This is a genomic window from Variovorax sp. 01N429 (assembly GCF_056399425.1).
In genome coordinates this window covers 43,897-60,877 of the sequence record NZ_JBFTRG010000010.1, presented here as the reverse complement: position 1 = coordinate 60,877, position 16,981 = coordinate 43,897, and the positions used below count along the sequence as shown (strand labels likewise).

Genomic DNA, 16,981 nt, shown 5'->3' with positions numbered 1-16,981 from the left:
TTCGTGACGCTCGGAAGGCGGCGTCGACATGCGGCCACTTTAGGAGCGCGATGGCCGCCGCACAAATGAAAGCTCTTCTGCGTGGTATTCCTGATCGTTATATTTGGATCTCGGCTCTGCTCAAGCGCCGCGCAACAAGCCATGAATTTCTCCCGCCTGAAACTGCGTCACCTCCAGTGCCTGGCCATCGTCGGCCAGGAGCGCAACCTCGTTCGCGCGGCCAAGGCGCTCGCGCTGACGCAGCCTGCGGTGTCCAAGACCATTGCCGAACTCGAGGACATCGTCGGGCGGCCATTGCTCGTGCGCCGTCGCCGCGGCGTGGATCTGACGCCCGCAGGCGAAGTGCTCGTGCGGCACGCGGTCGTGATGCTGCGTGGACTGCGGGAGGGGCTGTCGCTCGCGCTCGACCAGCCGGAAACGGACCATGTCCGCCTCGCCGTTGGCGCGCTGCCGAACATGGCGGCGAGCCTGCTGCCCGCCTCCATTGCGTTGTTGACTGCTTCGCATCCCGTCCTGCGCGTGCGCGTGGTCAGCGGCACAAATGCGCAATTGATGACGCAGCTTCGTCAGGGGGAGATCGACGTGGTGCTCGGACGGCTCGCGCAAGCTTCGGCCATGGTGGACCTGGCTTTCGAGCAGCTCTACAGCGAGCCTCTGATGCTCGTCGCCCGGGCCCATCACCCCCTTGCCAAATCCAGGCAACCGGCATTGGATGCCTTGGCGGACTTTCCGCTCATCTTGCCGGTGCAGGGCACATTGGTTCGCGACACCGCGGACGGCTTTCTCTACGCACGGGGCGTCGCGCCGCCCCGGCAACTGATCGAGGCCACCGATACGACCTTCGCGTTGGCGCTGCTGGGTCGAACCGACGCCGTCTGGTTTGCGCCGAAAGGAGCGGCCGAAGCAGCGCTGGCGCTCGGCGACCTGTGCAGGCTTCAGTTCGATACAAGCAGTACCGATGGGCCCGTCGGCATGACCGTTCGACGTGCCGGCGAAACCAGCGCGGGAGTGCAGTTGCTGGTTCAAGCGGTGCGCACCGTGCTCGAAAAGAACCCTTCAGAAATCCTGTCCGCCTGCCGATAACAGTTCGACGCCACCGCTGACGTCGTCTCGAACTTGTTGCTATGGAAACCGAAAATGAAGGGCAGGGCAGTACGGGTACTGCCGTCGAACAGCCAAAGCGGCAGTTGGATCTGACCGTCGAGCGTTCGCAGTGGATCGGCGCACAACTGATGAAGAGCCTGATGAATGTGACGCCGGGCAGGGGCGTCATAAGCGTGACGTTGATCCCGCTCATGGTCGGCTTCTGCTGGGACAACGCCAATCGAATGGCATTGATCCTTTGGCTCTTCTCTGCGCTTCCGATCACCGTGGCGAGGCTCTTCGTGTGTCGGACCTACAGACGGACATACCGCGACGCACCTGCCGAGATCAAGGCGGAATTCGTCCGTCGGTTGCTGCCATTGGCGATGGTGGAGGGCGCCTTCTGGGGAATATCGGTTTGGATATTCTTCCAGCGTATTCCGGTCGTGGACCAGTTCGGGTGCTGGGTCATCCTGACGATTCAAGTCGTTGGCCCGCTCACGAGACTGGCTTTCGTGCCCCGGTTGATGCAGGGATACATCGGCACTCTCTTCGCGGTCGCGCTTTCGGGCATTGCATACACGCTCGTGGCGTATCCGGACGATCATCGCTTCCATCTTTGGTTTGTCGCGCTGATTCTTTTCCAGTGGTTCTCTATCCAATATCAAGCGAAATCCTTCCTCCGGAACCAGACCGAGCATTTCGGGCTTCAATACGACCTGGCCGAAAAAGAGCGCCAGGCCCTCGAATCGCTCGACCTCAAGAGCCGCTTCCTGGCCGTCGCCACACACGACCTTCGGCAACCCGTTGCGGCATTGAGGCTCTACGTCGATTTTCTCAATGACGATCCGGAGGCGAGCCACGAACTGGCGCCGAAGATTGCAAACGCAACTGCCGCGGTGAGTCATCTGTTCGACTCTCTCTTCGACTTGTCGAGCCTGGACAGTGGCCGTGTGCGCCTGACAGTGCAGCCTGTGCAGATTGCCGAACTCATGCGCGACTTGCAGCTTCAACATGAACCTTTGGCCACCGCCAAGAACATCAAGCTGCGTGTCCGCGCCTGCAACGCATTGATTCATTCCGATCGCGTGCGCTTGAAAAGGATGATCGGCAATGTCCTTTCGAACGCCATCAAATACAGCATGCCGGGCAAGCAGATTCTCCTGGCCGCGCGTGTTCTCAGGACCGGTGTTCGCATCGAAGTGTGGGACCAGGGCATCGGCATTCCCGCCGACCAGATCGACAAGGTGTTCGACGAGTTCTACAAGGTGGCCGAAGGCGCGGCCTTGTCGAGCGACGGCGTCGGGCTGGGACTGTCGCTCGTCTCGCGCCTCGCCAAGACGCTCCAGTCGGAGGTTCGCCTCCAATCAATCGTCGGGCAGGGCACCCGTTGCTCTATTCGATTGGGCGATCTGAATTCCGCAATTCGAGGTGACTGGCGATGAAGTCTTCGTCTGAAAACAGGGATGCAGGGTTGAACGAATGGGCGGCGCGCGTGGCCAGCATCGCAGCCGGAGCGAGCACGCGTCCCGGCAGTGAAATCGTCGAGCGCTCCATCGGAAGTCTTCTGCGCATCGTGCGCGAGCACCTCAAGCTCGACGTCGTGTTCGTGGGAGAGTTCGTCGACGGCCATCGCGTGTTCCGTCAGATCTCATCGAGCGCACGCGAACTCTTCCAGGTGGGGCAGTCTCATCCTCTCGAAGAAAGCGTGTGCCAACGGATCGTCGATGGCAGGCTGCCGCATCTCCTGCATGACCTGTCGGGGGTGCGGATGATGTACGGCATGCCCGAGTATTTCAAGAACATCGGTGCGCACATCGGTGTGCCGGTACGGTTCGCCGACGGCACGCTGTACGGCGTCTTGTGCGGGTTCAGCCGTGAAGCGTGTCCTCATCTGGGCGAGCGCGACGTGAGGCGCCTGGAGATGGCTGCTGCTGCCACGGCCCGGCTGCTGGCGCAAGCGGATGGGTATGAAGTCAGTCCAGCACAATATGCGTTCCACCTGGATTCGCGACTGACTCAATGAACAGCATCTGGATCGACACCGACATGGGCTTCGATGACCTCGCGGCGGTGCTGACCGTGACGCAGACGCCTGGTTGGCGTGTGAACGGCATGTCGCTGGTCGCCGGCAACGCGCCGCTCGACGTGGTGATCGACAACGCGCTGCGTTCCGCCGCATTCTTCGAGTGGGCCTTTCCGATTCACGCAGGCAGTTCGGGGCCGATTGCGAGCGAACTGGTAACAGCGCAGAACATTCTCGGCATGGATGGCATGGCGTCAGCAGGCCGCAGCTTGCCGATGGCTCGCGGCTCGTTGGCATCGCGCGATGCCGTGGCTGCGTTGATTGACTATCTCGATTCGTCACGCGATCCGGCGACTGTGCTGGCGCTGGGTCCGCTCTCCAACATCGCCGCCGTTCTGCAACGCCGACCCGAGCTTGCAGCGCGCATCGGGCGCCTCATGTGGATGGGTGGCAGCGCAGGGCCGGGCAATCACACGGCAGCGGCGGAGTTCAATGCGGCGGTCGATCCGGAAGCGATCAACGTGGTGCTCGAAGCGGGCGTGGTGCTGCACATGGTGGGTCTCGACGCCTGCCGGCAGGTGCGCGTACATGCAAGCGATGCCGAGGCGTTGCGCGCGCTCGGCTCCGACAAGGCGCAAGTGTTGGCCGACCTGCTGCTCGGCTATGTTCGCATTGCAAGCCCGGCCGGCACGCTGCCGATGTCGCTGTACGACCCCACGGCCGCGGCGGCGCTGGTGGCTCCCCAAGGGATGACGTTCAGGCCGGCGCACGTGCTGGCCGAATGCAAGGGGGAGTACACGCGCGGCATGACGGTCGTTGAATGGCGCGTGCCTAAACGGGCTCAGCCGAATGCGCAGGTGGCGAGCGTCGCGGACGAGGCGCTTCTGAGGCAGGTGGTGCTCGAAGCTCTTGCGCGCGCCGCTGGCTGATCAGTCCCGCAGGACCCATCCGCCGGGGACGGCCTTCAGCAGGGGGCTCTCGAACACGCCGACCACTCGAGTTGCGCGTTCTGCGCCGAGCCGGTCAACCCAGCGGCTGCCCTGCAGCATGGCGACTCCGCAGGCCACCACATGGCCCCCGAGCGATTCGATCAGGTCCCATGCCGCAAGCAGTGTGGTTCCGGTACTGATCGCGTCGTCGACCAGCACCAGTCGCTTGCCTTCGACAAGGGGGCGGAGATTCGGGTCGAGGTAGATGCGCTTTCCCGGTGTGGGAGAGGTGATCGAATGCACGGGCGCGGACAGCGCTTCGTCATACCAGAACTTGCGCGAGTAGCCCATCGGCACGTACCGCGCGTGGCCCAGCGCACGCGCGACGACGGGTGCGAGCGTGAGCCCCAGCGTGGGCAGTCCGATGACCACATCGGGCGCATGCGCAGACAGACCTTGCGCGAGCATGGTGCCCAGCGCTTCAACCACTTCGAGCGAAGCGTGGTTGACCAGCAGCGAAGCAACGGCGTGCGACGGCTCGCTCGGCAACTGCCGGATGGGCAGCATGAGAACGCGGCCGTCCGGCAGGCGTGCCGGATAGGCGAACTGCCATGGTGCTTCGGGCTGTTCAACCGCATCCGCTGCGACGATGCGCTGCCAGTAGTCGGTGGTGGCTTCAGTGAAATGACGGGTCATGATCATGTCGTCGCCGACTCATTGCACTTCGAGCTGGCGCGAAGGATCGGGCACCGGCGTGGCGGCGAGCAGGCGCTGGGTGTAGGGGTCGCGGGGTGAGTTCAGCACTGCGTCGGCATCGCCGCTTTCGACGACACGGCCCTGGTGCATCACCATCACGCGATCGGCCATGGCGCGCACGACGCCCAGGTCGTGCGTGATGAAGAGGTAAGACAGTTTCCTTTCGCGCTGCAGATCGAACATCAGCTTCAGAATCTGCGCGCGCACGGAGACATCGAGCGCCGACACCGGCTCGTCGGCAATGATCAGTGCAGGATTGGACGCCAGCGCGCGTGCAATGCCCACGCGCTGGCGTTGACCGCCGGAGAGCTCATGCGGAAGCCGATCGCGGAAGTGCGCGGCTGGCAGGCCGACCTGATCGAGCAGCGCATCGACTTCGGCTGCGGCGGCGCGACGGTCGAGGCTGCGGTGATAGGTCAATGGGAGTGCAACGCTCTGGCCGATGGTGCGGCGCGGATTGAGCGAGCCGCCGGTGTCCTGGAACACCACTTGAACTTCGCGGCGAAAGATGCGCGCCGCTTCGCCGGAGCGCGTGGCGAGGTCCATGCCCTTGTAGAGAATGCTTCCCTCGCTCGGCGCCGTGAGGCCCAGAAGCATGCGACCCAGTGTGGTTTTGCCGCTGCCGCTTTCACCGACGAGCGCCAGCACTTCACCGGGATGAATGGAGAGCGACACGCGATCTACCGCGCGCTGCATCTGCCGGGCGCGAAACAATCCTCCGCTCCCGCGCACTGGAAAGAGCCGGCTCAGGTCGCGCGCTTCGAGCAGCGGGGTGGTCGTGACTGCGTTCATGGCGATGTCGCCTTGTTGCGCTGCCACGCGTCGGCGGCGAGCGGCTCATCGCTCAGGAGGCAGCGGTCGGCGCCGAGTCCATGCGCCGTCAGTGCGGGTGCGACGCTGTCGCAGAGGCCTCGGCGCGCCATCGGACAACGCGGATGAAAGCGGCAGCCTTGCGGCCAATGCCCCGCAATCGGCACGCTCCCCGGAATGGAGAACAGCGAATGCGCGCGCGACTGCGGACTCAGGATGCTCCCGAGCAGCCCTTGCGTGTAGGGATGGCGCGGCGCCGCGAAGAGCGCGGCGACTTCATTCGATTCGACCACCTGTCCCGCATACATCACGTTAACCCGCTGGCAGGTCTCTGCGACCACCGCGAGGTCATGGGTGATCAACAGGATGCCCAGGTCAAGCTCTTTGCGAAGCCGCATCAGCAGCTTCAGGATGCCCGCCTGCACAGTGACGTCGAGTGCTGTCGTGGGTTCGTCGGCGATCAGCAGCGCCGGCCGCATCGCCAATGCCGTTGCGATCAGGATGCGCTGGCGCATGCCGCCGGAGAGCTCGTGAGGATATTGACGCGCGACCCGCTGTGCGTTGGGCAGTTCCATCATGTCGAGCAATTCGAGCACGCGCGCTTGCATCCCGTCGGTTCGCCCATGCGCACGGAGTGGTTCTGCAATCTGCCGTCCGACAGGCATGAGCGGATCGAGGTAGCTGGTCGGGTCCTGAAAAACCATGCCCGCGCGCGCGCCGCGCACGGCACGCAAATCGGACGCTTTCAGTTGCGCCAGGTCGTGGCCTTCGAGCAGGATCTGCCCCGCGGCAACGCGCGCCAGCGGAGAGGGAAAGAGATTCATGATCGCGAAAGCCGTCATCGACTTGCCCGAGCCTGACTCACCCACGAGGCCTACCGCCTCGCCGCGGCGAACGGTGAGCGAAAGGTCGTTCACCACGCGCAGGGCAGTCGCGCCCTGGCGGATGTCGACCGACAAGCCGCGAATGTCCAAGAGATATTCGGCATTGGCGCTCATTTCGAACCTCTCGGGTTGAGCGCGTCGTTCAGCGCATCGCCGAAGACGTTGAACGACAGCACCGTGAGCGCAATGGCCAGGCCGGGAAAGGCCGACATCCACCAGGCACTGCGCAGGTATTGCTGTGCGTCGTTCAGCATCGCCCCCCACGACACATGATTGGGATCGCCGAGCCCGAAGAAGCTCAGGCTGGCTTCGATGAGGATGGCCATGGCAATGTCCAGCGAGCCGAGCACGATGATCGGCGCGGCCACATTGGGCAAGATCTCCCGCATGATGATGGCGCCATGGCCCATGCCCGCCACGCGTGCCGCATCCACGAATTGCGATTGCGCGAGTGTCGCGACCGAGGCGCGAACCACCCGCGCAAGCTGCGGCCATGAAAGTGCGGCGATCACCACGATCATCTTGAAGATGCTGGTGCCGAACAGCGCGATCACGATGAGCGCCACCACGAAGCGCGGCAGGGTCTGGAAGAACTCGGCGATGCGCATCAACAGCGTGTCGAGCCATCCGCCGAAGTAGCCTGCGAGCGCGCCGACGATCACGCCGGCAACGACTGCGCACAAGGCGCTCATGACGCCGACCGTGAGCGAGATGCGTGTGCCGAAGACCACGCGCGACCAGATGTCACGCCCCAGGTCGTCGGTGCCGAGCCAGTGGCCGGGGGAGAGCGGTTCGAGGAGCGAACTGTCGCCGCCGCCGAGCGGATCGTAGGCAGTCACCAGCGGTGCGAAGAGCGCCAGCGCAAACAGCAGCACAAGGAAGGACACTGCAAGCAGCGTCGTCGGCCGTCGCAGCAGGCGCCGCCAGAACCCGGCCTTGCGAAATGCCGTAGTCGCCGTCGGAACCGCGATCAGGACTTGCGTTGCGTCGTTCATGCGCGTTCGATCCTCGGATCGATGAGTCTGTGGACGATGTCGGTGACAAGGTTCGCGATTACCACCGTGACGGACACCATCAGCAAGATCGCCAGCATCACGGGATAGTCGCGCTTGGAGATCGATTCATACAGCAGGCGGCCGATTCCGGGCCACGCGAAAACCGCTTCGATCAATGCCGACCCCGCAAGCACGAAGCCCACGTTGTAGCCAATGACGGTGAGGACGGGCGCTGCGGCATTGCGCAAGGCGTGCACGACGACGACCGTCCACTCCGAAGCGCCGCGCGATCGCGATGCCAGGATGAAGTCGGCATTCATGACTTCCAGCATTGCAGCGCGCGTGATGCGGGTGATCAGCGTGAGATAGCGCAGCGACAAAGCGAAAGCCGGCAGCACGAGATACGACAGATGCTGAACGAACCCATCAAAGCCTGGCAGCGTGCCACGGACCGGGTTGTTGCCTTGCGAGGGAAGCCATCCCAGCCCGATTGCGAACACCAGGATCAGCAACTGGCCGAGCCAGAAGTCCGGGATTGAATAACCTGCCGACGAGGCGCCCTGGATGGCCGAATCAACCAGAGCGCGGCCGGAGCGCGCTGCCGAACGCGCGGCAACCACGCCGAGCATGATCCCCAGGACGCTGGCGAAAGCGAGCGCGGTCAGCGTGAGTTCCAGCGTCGCGCCGAGCCGTTCGAGGATCAGCGTCGCCACGGGCTGTTGATTGGCGAACGAGTAGCCGAAGTCGCCCTGGAGCACTTTGCCCAGGTAGCGCAGCAACTGGATCCACACGGGCTGGTCGAGCCCGAATTCGCGGCGCATCTGGTCGAGGTATTCGGGCGGCGCGGGGAAATCGCCCACCAGCAGCGTGATCGGATCGCCCGGCGTGAAGGCGATCAGCAGGAAGTTGAGCACGACCACTGCAAGCAGCAGCGGAATCGCGTGCAGCAGACGCCGCAGGATGAAAGAGGACATGTGGAATCAGGCCAAGGCGCCTTGCGGCCCCCTTCAATCCCTGAGCTTCACGCCGGCCCATTGGTCGCGTGCGTCGAGCGCGGGGAAGACGCCGGTGAGCTTCTTGCTCGCCGTATCGACCGTCTCTTCGTCGAACAGCACCAGCGTCGGCAGGTCCTCGTTCAGGATCACCTGCAACTCCTTGTAGAGCTTGGCGCGGACCTCGCGATCGGTGGCCGTGGCGGCGCGGTTCAGCAGGTCGTCGACCTTCGGGTTCGAGTATCCGCTCGCATTGGTATTGGGCGCGGTGCCGGTGTAGGTGCTGTACAGGCGCGTGTAGCCGATGGCCGGGTCGCCTGCGGAGAAGTACGAGCCCAGCATCATGTCGTAGTCGCGCTTTGCGAACACGCGGTCGTAGTACACCGAGCGCTCCAACGGCTCCAGCTTCACCTCGATGCCCATCTGGCGCAGGTTGTCCTGGATGATCTGCGCCTGCGCGCGCATCTGCGCACGGCTTGCGTCGAAGGGCATTCGCAAGGTTGTGGTGCCGGGCTTGGCGCCGGCCTTCTCGAAGAGAGCCTTGGCGCGTGCCGGCTCGAGCGGGTACTTCTTCGCGTAGCTCACGTCTTCGTCGAAAAGCCACTTGAAGCCGTCGCCGAAGGCACCCGCACCCGGCCGCGCAATGCCGTTCATGGCCTGCTTGACCAGGCGCTGCCGATCGATCGCCAGGGCGGCCGCATGGCGCGCTTCGCGTTTCGAGAAGATCGGCGACTGCGTGTTGAACATCAGGAAATAGATCGCCGGGATGTTCACACCGCGACGCGGCGCGAGGCTCTTGTCCGCGAGGATGCGCGGGACGTCGGGCTTGGGCGTGTAGAAGTCGAGCAACTCGTCGATCTCGCCCGTCTGCAAGGCGGGCACGCGGTTGGCTGCCTGCGGAATCACCTGGAAGATGATCGATTCGAGAAACGGCTTGTCGCCATCCCAGTACTGGTCATTGCGCACAAGCTTGATGCTGGCGCCGCGCTTCCATTCGCCGAACTTGAAGGGGCCGGTGCCCACGGGCTTCTGGTTGGCCGGATTGGTACCGATGTTGCTGCCTTCGTAGAGATGGCGCGGAAGCATCGGTGCGTCGAACACCGTCATCTGCGAGAGCAGTGGCGCGTAGGGCTTTTGCAGCCTGACCACCACCGTCAGGGCATCGGGCGTGTCGACCTCGATGCCGAGGTTCTTGAACACCGGCGCCGCGCGGGGATGCAGCTTGCCGACCACTTCCATCAACGTGAACTTGACGTCGGCGCTCGTGAAGTCCTTGCCGTCGTGCCACTTCACGCCTTTGCGCAGCGCGAAGCGGTAAGTCTTGCCATCCGGCGAGATCGTCCAGGCCGTGGCGAGGGAGGGCTTCGGGTTGTACTGGGGGTCGAGCCACACCAGGCCCTCCAGGATCTTGGCGGAGACGTCGCCGGCGGCGAAATCCGTGGTGGTGCCGAGGTTCAGCGTCGGCGGATCGGCATCGATGGCGAGCACCGCGGTGCCCTTGCCGGTCGCGGCGCGGCCGTAGCGAGTGGTCGCGAGTCCGCCGGCTGCGGCGAGCGCGCCGAGCGTCAGCTGGCGACGGGTCAGGAGGGGGAGGGTGGGGGTCTGCAAGTGGTGAGTCATCGTCGGAGTTGAAGCCTTCGGAGGCAGCCGCTTCGGAAGCAATATCGAGGCCATCGCGGCACCCCGCATTATTGGCGTGGAAAATGCGAACCCAGTGCGTTGAAGGCGGCCTCTTGATGATTTCAGTACCCATCCATCCCGGCATCCGGGCCTCGACCGAGGAAATGGTCAAACTGCGGCGGCAAATCCACGCCAATCCCGAGCTCGGCTATGAGGAGTTCCAGACCAGTGACCTGGTGGCCGAGCGATTGGCACGATGGGGCTACACGGTCCATCGCGGCCTCGGCGGCACGGGCGTGGTCGGTACGCTCAAGCTCGGCGACGGTTCCAGGCGCCTGGGCCTGCGCGCCGACATGGATGCGCTGCCGATGACGGAGACCACCGGCCTCTCATGGGCAAGCCGCAAGCCCGGCGCCATGCACGCCTGCGGCCATGACGGACACACGGCGACGCTGCTTGCCGCGGCGCAACTGCTGGCAGTCAGCCAGAGCTTCAGCGGCACTTTGAACGTCATCTTCCAGCCCGCCGAGGAAGGACTGATGGGCGCGAAGAAGATGGTCGAGGAGGGCCTGTTCGAGCGCTTTCCGTGCGATGCCGTGTACGCATATCACAACGAGCCCGGTTTCCCGGCGGGGCAGTTCGGGTTCTTGCCGGGCGTGATCTACAGCTCTTCGGACACGGCCATCATCACCATCGAAGGCAAGGGCGGCCACGGCGCCATGCCGCATACGACGGTGGACCCGGTGATGGTCGCGGCGCACCTGATTCTTGCGTTGCAGACGCTCGTCTCGCGCGAGGTCGACCCCAACGACATGGCTGTCGTCACGGTCGGCGCCATGAGCGCGGGCAAGGCGCCCAACGTGATTCCGACAAGCGCCGAGCTCAAGCTGTCGATCCGGGCGCGAAGAGCTGAAGTGCGCGCCTTCCTGCGCGACCGCATCATTGCCATGGCGCAAGCCCAGGCTGCCGTGCATGGCGCCAGCGCGACAGTGGACTACCACTGGAAGATGCCGCCCTGCGTGAACGACGTTGCCGCGACGGCCTTCGCGCGCCAGGTGGCCCTGGAAACGATGGGCGAGAAGGCGCTCATTCCCGACATGGCGCCATTGCAGGCCAGCGACGACTTCGCCTTCATGCTGAACGCCGTGCCGGGCAGCTACTTCATTGTCGGAAACGGCGACGGCAAGCCGGGGAGCGGCCCGGGCTGCATGGTGCACAACACCGGCTATGACTTCAACGACGAGATCCTGCCCAGCACCGCGAGCTATTGGGTCTCGCTGGCGCAGGCCTATTTGCGATAGATGCGCATGCAGACAAAGACAAAGATAAAGATGAAGACGACGGGAGCAATGTATGACTGAGCCCACGCTGCAGAACGATGAGTACGCAGCACTTCACAAAGAGGCGACGAGCTGCATGTCTGAGCTTGCAATGCTCGAACGTGCATGCGTCATCGGCGCCGCAGCGATCTTCGCCTGGGTGGCGACAAACGCGGAGTCGCTGGTTGGTTTTGCGGGTCTGGTGTGGTGGGTGCCGGTTGCCATCGCTGCGTATGGAGGCCTGAAGGCCCTGGCGATCCGCAGGCACATCGCCGCGGTGGGCGGGTATCTCCAGGAGCTGGAAGGCCAAGTCGCTGGCGGCGGCTTGCAGAAACACTTCGGACGTCGCTGGGGCGCACGCCGTGGGCTCTCCGCTGCGGCATGGCTTCTATTCGCCTGCCTGACAGTTGCTGGCAGCACACTGGGGTTCATGCAGTTTCGCTCGGAGTGCCCCGGGCCCTTGATGAACGCCTGCAGCCAGCAACAAGACGAAGACAGCCAGGACCAGGATCAGGAACAGGAAAGCCTGAAGCACGGCACCGGGCTCAGTGCGAGCGTTGCCGCACCCCGCACGTTTTGAGAACTCGCGTGACGGCCTCTACAGCACGCGCACGAGCGCGAAAACGGCTGACATCAGCACCACCGCAATCCCCGTGGCAGTGGCAAGCCGGTTGGCAAACAAGCGACGCATCAGGACCTCCAATTTTGGGCAAACGGTACCTTAAATTGAAGGCTTTTCTTGCATTTGCAGATTGAAATGAAAGAGTCAGCAAACCATGGCCACCGCAAAATCCATTGACACAGCCGACTACAAGCTCTTTCCCTCACCGAGGAACGTGCATCGCATCGTGTTCGAGCACCAGGTGTTCGTGCCGTACCCGTATGCGCTCATCGTGATGGACGAGTTCTATTTCAAGGGCCGCTACAGCCTGTTCTCGGCATGCCGTCTCAGTGACGGCAAGATGGGACAGGTGGCGACCTTCGAGCTTGCCTCCGATGTCGACATCTTCAACAAGAAGTTCACGCCGGACTGAGCATTGCTGACGACTCATCGCCCGCGGCGGTTCAGGAAACCGAATGTGAAGCCCAGCGCATGCAGCTTTTCAAGGTCGCGCCGGAAGGGCGGCACCGAGAGGAGCAGCAGGAGCGCCGCCAGTGGAATCACGCAGACGAATCCCAGGTTCTTGAATCCAAACGCGCCCGCAATGCCGCCAACGACAAACATCAGGACGAGACCGCCGGCCATGCGCATGCGCTGCCGGTCCGCGCGCACGAACATCTGAGCGGGCCTTCCGCTGCGGTTCCAGTAGATCATCTTGCCGATTTCCATTCCCAGATCGGTGATGTTGCCCGTCATGTGCGTCGTTCGGATGCTCCCGCCGGACGTCTTGGAGCCGACGGCGTTCTGCAGGCCCATGATGAAGGAGAGGAGCAGCACCGTGAGCGGCACCGCAAAAGGCGTACGCCAGTTGAGCGTCACGGAGCCCATCAGGCCGAACGGAAACATCAACACGGCTTCGAGAATGAGCGGCAGGGCATAGACGCTATGAAGATGATGTTTGCGGCTCCAGTTGACAAGCACCGCACAGACCGCTGCGCCGGACATGAACGACACGATGGCCCCGAGGGCGTTCATCAACAGCGTGGAGTTTTCGAGCACCAGGCCGTCGGCGAGCTGAGAGGCGAAGCCCGTCATGTGCGACGTATAGAAGTGGAGGACCAGAAATCCTCCGGCATTGACGGCGCCGGCATTGAACGCGAGGAGCAATCCCAGGGTCCGGTTCGTCGACGGAGCCCGGTGCCGGTTGGTGAGGAAGCGAAGCCGCCGCATAGTGCCGTTTCCGAGAGCCAGTGAGAAAGACGATCAGTCTAGCCGGCAACGAGCGCCATTCGTTGCCGGATGCTGCCAACGCGGATGCAGCGGCTCAAGCTCGGGCCATCGTGTCCATGAGAACGGTTTGCATCAAGCACCTGTGGTTCTCCGAACGCTGTTCCTCGTCCAGAGGCACGTTGGCCCTGCGCAGGGACCATCGGGGGGGATGGGTCGCGTCGACCACGAAGTCCGCTTCGCTGGCTGCCGACTCATGGCCGGGCTTGCCAGGCTTGACGACAAAGCCCACCTGCCGCGCGGACGCGAGGAACACGCGGCTTCGCAGAGTCTGCGTGTCCCCCAGAAACACAATGCCTGGCGGGGCCCCGGTGGGTGGCCCGGCTTCCGAGAGCGTGAGCAGATCCGCCAACGCCCGGGCGGGCCGGTCGTCCAGGCCGAGCCCGGCATAGACCGGCACGCCGGCTTCCCTTTCGATGCGCTCGACCACGGGCGCTGCGAGCGACCCGCAGTCGATCGCGTCATACATGCGGCCCAGGATGCGGGCCAGGGCGCCGAGGTCGCGAGGTACGGAGCCGTCAGCATCGGCGAAAGGCACCTCGGCGACGCGAGCACCGAGGTCGATCGCCGCCCGTTGAAGCGGCGAACTCTTCGGTCCCGGCGTCTCGACCAGCAATGAGAGATTCTTTCCTTGCAGCGCGTGGCGGATCGAACCCGACCGCGCTTCGGCGCGCAGGCACCTGGCGAACGCGAACACCGACAGAATCGGGCTCGCGTCCGAGAGACTGTCAAAAGGCAAACGATGCAACAGAGCGGGAGAAGCGCCTTTCACACCAGCGACGGTATGGCACATGCCGCGGGCCGATGTTGACCGCCGTCAAGTCCGGCGCCCCTCGAACCGCGAAGCTATGGCACTGTAACCAGCGCCCGTGCCAATGCTTGCCTGAGCTCTGCACGTGTGAAAGGCTTGCGAAGCAGTTCCCGGCCGCTGGGTTCGTTGAGCAGTTCGCTCGAGAAACCGGACATGAGCAAGACCGGCAGGCCCGGGTGAGACGCGAGGGCAGCATCGGCCAGTTCGGTGCCGCGCTTGCCCGCGCCGAGCAGGACATCCGTGAGCAACAGGTCGATGCCTGAATTCTGCGCAAGCACGCGCATCGCTTCCTCGGCGTTGTTGGCAACCACGATTTCGCAAGCGAGCGAAGTCAGAAACTGGCGGACGACGTCGCGGACTTCGGCATCGTCTTCCACCAGCAAGACGCGCAGGCCCGGAGGCAGTTCGTCGAGCGTTGTCGGGTCGAGGTCGTCTGCGGCGAGGTCCAGGCCCACCCGCGGGAGGTAGATCGTCACCGTCGTCCCCACGCCGGGTGCGCTGGCGAGGCTGACGGCACCATGGGACTGCCTCGCGAATCCGTAGACCGTCGAGAGACCCAGGCCCGTACCGCGGCCGGTTTCCTTCGTGGTGAAGAAGGGCTCGAACGCGCGCTCCTTGACGGATTCGGACATTCCGTCTCCCGTGTCCGAAACCGAGATGGCGACGAATCCGTCCTCAGGAGGCTGCTCGTGCTCGATATCGAGGCCATCGGGCAAGGAAGCCACTGCGCGGCAGACGAATGCAATCGAGCCGCCCCGGGGCATGGCGTCACGGGCGTTGATGGCCACGTTCAGCAGTGCGGATTCGAGCTGCATCGGGTCCGCCATGCACAGTGCTTGCTCGGATTGCAGCGAAATGGCGATGTGCTGGTCCAGCGTGCGGCGCAACATGTCCCTGAGCGAACCTAACAGCGCCGTCACGTCGACCACGGTGGGCTGCAGAACTTGCCTCCGCGAGAAGGCCAGCAGCTTGCCCGTCAGCTCGGCGCCGCGCTTGGTAGCGCGCGAAGCGGCACCCACGAGCTGCTGAAGAAATGCATCGCCCGCGTATTGAGGGGAGTCCTCCAGGACCTGGAGATTGCCGGAGATGATGGTCAGCAGGTTATTGAAGTCGTGCGCCACACCGCCCGTGAGTTGCCCGACCGTCTCGAGCCGCTGTGCATGATCCAGCGCCTCTTCGCTTCGTTCCCGCTGAAAGACGGTAGCCAGCATGCTCGAAAGAGATTCGAGGAATCGCGTCTCTTCGTCGCCCAGGCGCCCGGGCGTGCGCGAGCGCACCACCAGAATACCGATCGTGCGGCCACGGTCAGCCAGCGGCACGGAGAGCTCGCAAGCCATTCCCGCCCCGACGTACCGCTCCGGGATTCTGAAGCGCTGCTCGTGGGCGTAGTCGCTGATCAGGATGGGCTTGCCCTCGGCAACCACGCAGCCGGTGGGTGTGCCAGGCTCTATCCGAAGAGGGTCTCCGATCTGCTCGTTCGGCAACAGGCCCACACCGGCGGCGATCCGCAGTTCGAGACCGCTCGGCTTGAGAAGAAGGACCTTCGCCATCTCGACCTGCAAGGCTTCGGCGGCGATCCTGGAAACGAGTTCGGCGAGCGTGGACGAATGGGGCGCATCGACCGCATCACGACCGAATTGGGCGAGGTATTCGGCGTAGCGGGCGCGTTGCAGCGCCTGCTTCACGCGGGGATAGGCGCCGACGCCGCGGATCGCCGCGACAACGTAGGGGAGGCCATGATCCTGCAAAGGGCTCAGGGCGATTTCCACCATCACTTCGCTGCCGTCCCGCCGCTTTGCAACCAGGTCCATCTGCGTACCCATGGGGCGGGCGCGGGGAGATTCCGCATAGGCTTTGCGGTAGGCGGAATGGCGGGGCCTGATGGCGTTGGGCACCAGCTCGTCGACCGACAGGCCGATCAGTTCGGATTCCGTGTAACCCAGCAATGCGAGCGCTGCCGGATTGGCAAGTCCGATGACGCCCTGCAAATCGACCAGCAGCAATGCATCGGGGTAGGCGAGGAACAGCGAGCGAAACACGGCACCATCGTCGAGCTTTGGCACGTTGAATCCAGCCATGGTCAGCCCGCGTCGACCTTGGGAACGAGGATGTAGCCTGCACCCCTCACCGACTTGATGATCTGCGGATTCTCGGGATCAGTCTCGATCTTTCGGCGCAGCCGTCCGATCTGGACGTCGATGGTGCGGTCGAACGGCCCGGCTTCCCGGCCCCGCGCGAGTCCGAGCAGGAAATCGCGCGACAGGACGCGGCCAGGATGCGTGAGCAGGATGTGCAAGAGATCGAATTCGCCGGAGGTGAGCGAAACCTCGCCTCGCTCGGCATTCAGCAGGCGCCGAGCTGCGGTGTCGAGCGCCCATTGCCCGAAGCGCAATTGGGTCGGCGCGGCGACCGGCGCGGCAGCGGGAGCGGCCACCTCGGCTGGCGCAAGACGCCGAAGAACCGCCTTGATCCGCGCCACCAGCTCCCGCAGGTCGAAAGGCTTGGTCACATAGTCATCGGCCCCCACCTCCAGTCCGACCACCTTGTCGACCGCATCGCCTCGACCGGTGACGATGACCAGCCCGCATCGCCAGTGTTCGCGCAACTGGCGAGCAATGGAGAATCCGTCTTCCCCCGGCAGGCCGAGGTCAAGCAGGACCAGTGCCGGGGCGTCACGCTCCATGAGCCGGAAAAGCTCTCTTCCAGAATTCAGCTGGCTGACCCGAAAGCCCTGGCCTTGCAGATAAGTCGCAAGAAGTACGGTGATCTCGATTTCGTCATCGAGAACGGCCAAATGTATGGGAGATATCACCCCGGTATGTTAGTCGTGGATACCGCGCAATCGCAATGCAGCAGTGCGCTCCGGGG

17 protein-coding genes are annotated in these 16,981 nt (G+C 63.9%); 7 read left to right on the top strand and 10 right to left on the bottom strand.

Annotated features, from left to right (window positions below):
- The first annotated feature begins 141 nt into the window (after positions 1–141).
- The 4 genes from pcaQ to AC1DSF_RS18445 are packed head-to-tail and all read left to right on the top strand — an operon-like array spanning position 142 to position 4,038.
- The gene (gene pcaQ / locus AC1DSF_RS18460; protein ID WP_478124063.1) at positions 142–1,083 is read left to right on the top strand and encodes a pca operon transcription factor PcaQ; all 942 of its coding nucleotides are present in this window, start codon (positions 142–144) and stop codon (positions 1,081–1,083) included.
- Positions 1,084–1,124: 41 nt separating this feature from the next.
- A complete protein-coding gene (locus AC1DSF_RS18455; protein ID WP_478183208.1) occupies positions 1,125–2,528 on the top strand; it encodes a sensor histidine kinase in 1,404 nt (467 codons plus the stop codon).
- A complete protein-coding gene (locus AC1DSF_RS18450) occupies positions 2,525–3,109 on the top strand; it encodes a GAF domain-containing protein (RefSeq protein WP_478183207.1) in 585 nt (194 codons plus the stop codon). The genes AC1DSF_RS18455 and AC1DSF_RS18450 overlap by 4 nt, the downstream gene beginning before the upstream one ends.
- Positions 3,106–4,038: a nucleoside hydrolase gene (locus tag AC1DSF_RS18445; RefSeq protein WP_478183206.1), complete on the top strand. Its 933-nt coding sequence runs from the start codon at positions 3,106–3,108 to the stop codon at positions 4,036–4,038. Before AC1DSF_RS18450 ends, AC1DSF_RS18445 begins: the two co-directional genes overlap by 4 nt.
- Here AC1DSF_RS18445 and AC1DSF_RS18440 read toward each other — a convergent pair whose 3' ends face one another.
- The 6 genes from AC1DSF_RS18440 to AC1DSF_RS18415 are packed head-to-tail and all read right to left on the bottom strand — an operon-like array spanning position 4,039 to position 10,083.
- On the bottom strand, positions 4,039–4,734 hold the full coding sequence (locus tag AC1DSF_RS18440) for a phosphoribosyltransferase (RefSeq protein WP_478183205.1): 696 nt from the start codon (positions 4,732–4,734) through the stop codon (positions 4,039–4,041).
- A gap of 18 nt (positions 4,735–4,752) precedes the next feature.
- Positions 4,753–5,586, bottom strand: coding sequence for an ATP-binding cassette domain-containing protein (locus AC1DSF_RS18435; RefSeq protein WP_478183204.1), 834 nt, complete (start codon positions 5,584–5,586; stop codon positions 4,753–4,755).
- Complete coding sequence (locus AC1DSF_RS18430) at positions 5,583–6,602, bottom strand: ABC transporter ATP-binding protein (protein WP_478183203.1); 1,020 nt, start codon at positions 6,600–6,602, stop codon at positions 5,583–5,585. Before AC1DSF_RS18430 ends, AC1DSF_RS18435 begins: the two co-directional genes overlap by 4 nt.
- Positions 6,599–7,483, bottom strand: a complete 885-nt coding sequence (locus AC1DSF_RS18425; RefSeq protein WP_478183202.1) for an ABC transporter permease — start codon at positions 7,481–7,483, stop codon at positions 6,599–6,601. The genes AC1DSF_RS18430 and AC1DSF_RS18425 overlap by 4 nt, the downstream gene beginning before the upstream one ends.
- Positions 7,480–8,457, bottom strand: a complete 978-nt coding sequence (locus AC1DSF_RS18420) for an ABC transporter permease (protein ID WP_478124055.1) — start codon at positions 8,455–8,457, stop codon at positions 7,480–7,482. Before AC1DSF_RS18420 ends, AC1DSF_RS18425 begins: the two co-directional genes overlap by 4 nt.
- Positions 8,458–8,490: 33 nt before the next feature.
- Positions 8,491–10,083: an ABC transporter substrate-binding protein gene (locus tag AC1DSF_RS18415; RefSeq protein WP_478183201.1), complete on the bottom strand. Its 1,593-nt coding sequence runs from the start codon at positions 10,081–10,083 to the stop codon at positions 8,491–8,493.
- Between the two features lie 128 nt (positions 10,084–10,211).
- Between AC1DSF_RS18415 and AC1DSF_RS18410 the strand changes: the two genes are divergently transcribed.
- From AC1DSF_RS18410 to AC1DSF_RS18400, 3 genes are all read left to right on the top strand, one after another.
- Positions 10,212–11,396 carry a M20 aminoacylase family protein gene (locus tag AC1DSF_RS18410; RefSeq protein ID WP_478124053.1) on the top strand — a complete coding sequence of 395 codons (1,185 nt, stop codon included), beginning with the start codon at positions 10,212–10,214 and terminating at the stop codon, positions 11,394–11,396.
- A 115-nt stretch (positions 11,397–11,511) separates the two neighbouring features.
- Complete coding sequence (locus tag AC1DSF_RS18405) at positions 11,512–11,994, top strand: hypothetical protein (protein WP_478183200.1); 483 nt, start codon at positions 11,512–11,514, stop codon at positions 11,992–11,994.
- A 196-nt stretch (positions 11,995–12,190) separates the two neighbouring features.
- Entirely contained in the window at positions 12,191–12,448 is a 258-nt protein-coding gene (locus AC1DSF_RS18400; protein ID WP_478124051.1) for a hypothetical protein, read from the top strand.
- A gap of 14 nt (positions 12,449–12,462) precedes the next feature.
- Here the strand turns inward: AC1DSF_RS18400 and AC1DSF_RS18395 are convergent, their stop codons facing one another.
- From AC1DSF_RS18395 to AC1DSF_RS18380, 4 genes are all read right to left on the bottom strand, one after another.
- Entirely contained in the window at positions 12,463–13,245 is a 783-nt protein-coding gene (locus AC1DSF_RS18395) for a YoaK family protein (protein ID WP_478124050.1), read from the bottom strand.
- Between the two features lie 94 nt (positions 13,246–13,339).
- Positions 13,340–13,999 (bottom strand): Rossmann-fold NAD(P)-binding domain-containing protein, encoded by a 660-nt coding sequence (locus AC1DSF_RS18390; protein WP_478124049.1) that lies wholly within the window; start codon positions 13,997–13,999, stop codon positions 13,340–13,342.
- Between the two features lie 149 nt (positions 14,000–14,148).
- Positions 14,149–16,191 carry a PAS domain S-box protein gene (locus AC1DSF_RS18385; RefSeq protein ID WP_478124048.1) on the bottom strand — a complete coding sequence of 681 codons (2,043 nt, stop codon included), beginning with the start codon at positions 16,189–16,191 and terminating at the stop codon, positions 14,149–14,151.
- A 2-nt stretch (positions 16,192–16,193) separates the two neighbouring features.
- A complete protein-coding gene (locus tag AC1DSF_RS18380; protein ID WP_478124047.1) occupies positions 16,194–16,925 on the bottom strand; it encodes a winged helix-turn-helix domain-containing protein in 732 nt (243 codons plus the stop codon).
- Between the last annotated feature and the right edge of the window lie 56 nt (positions 16,926–16,981).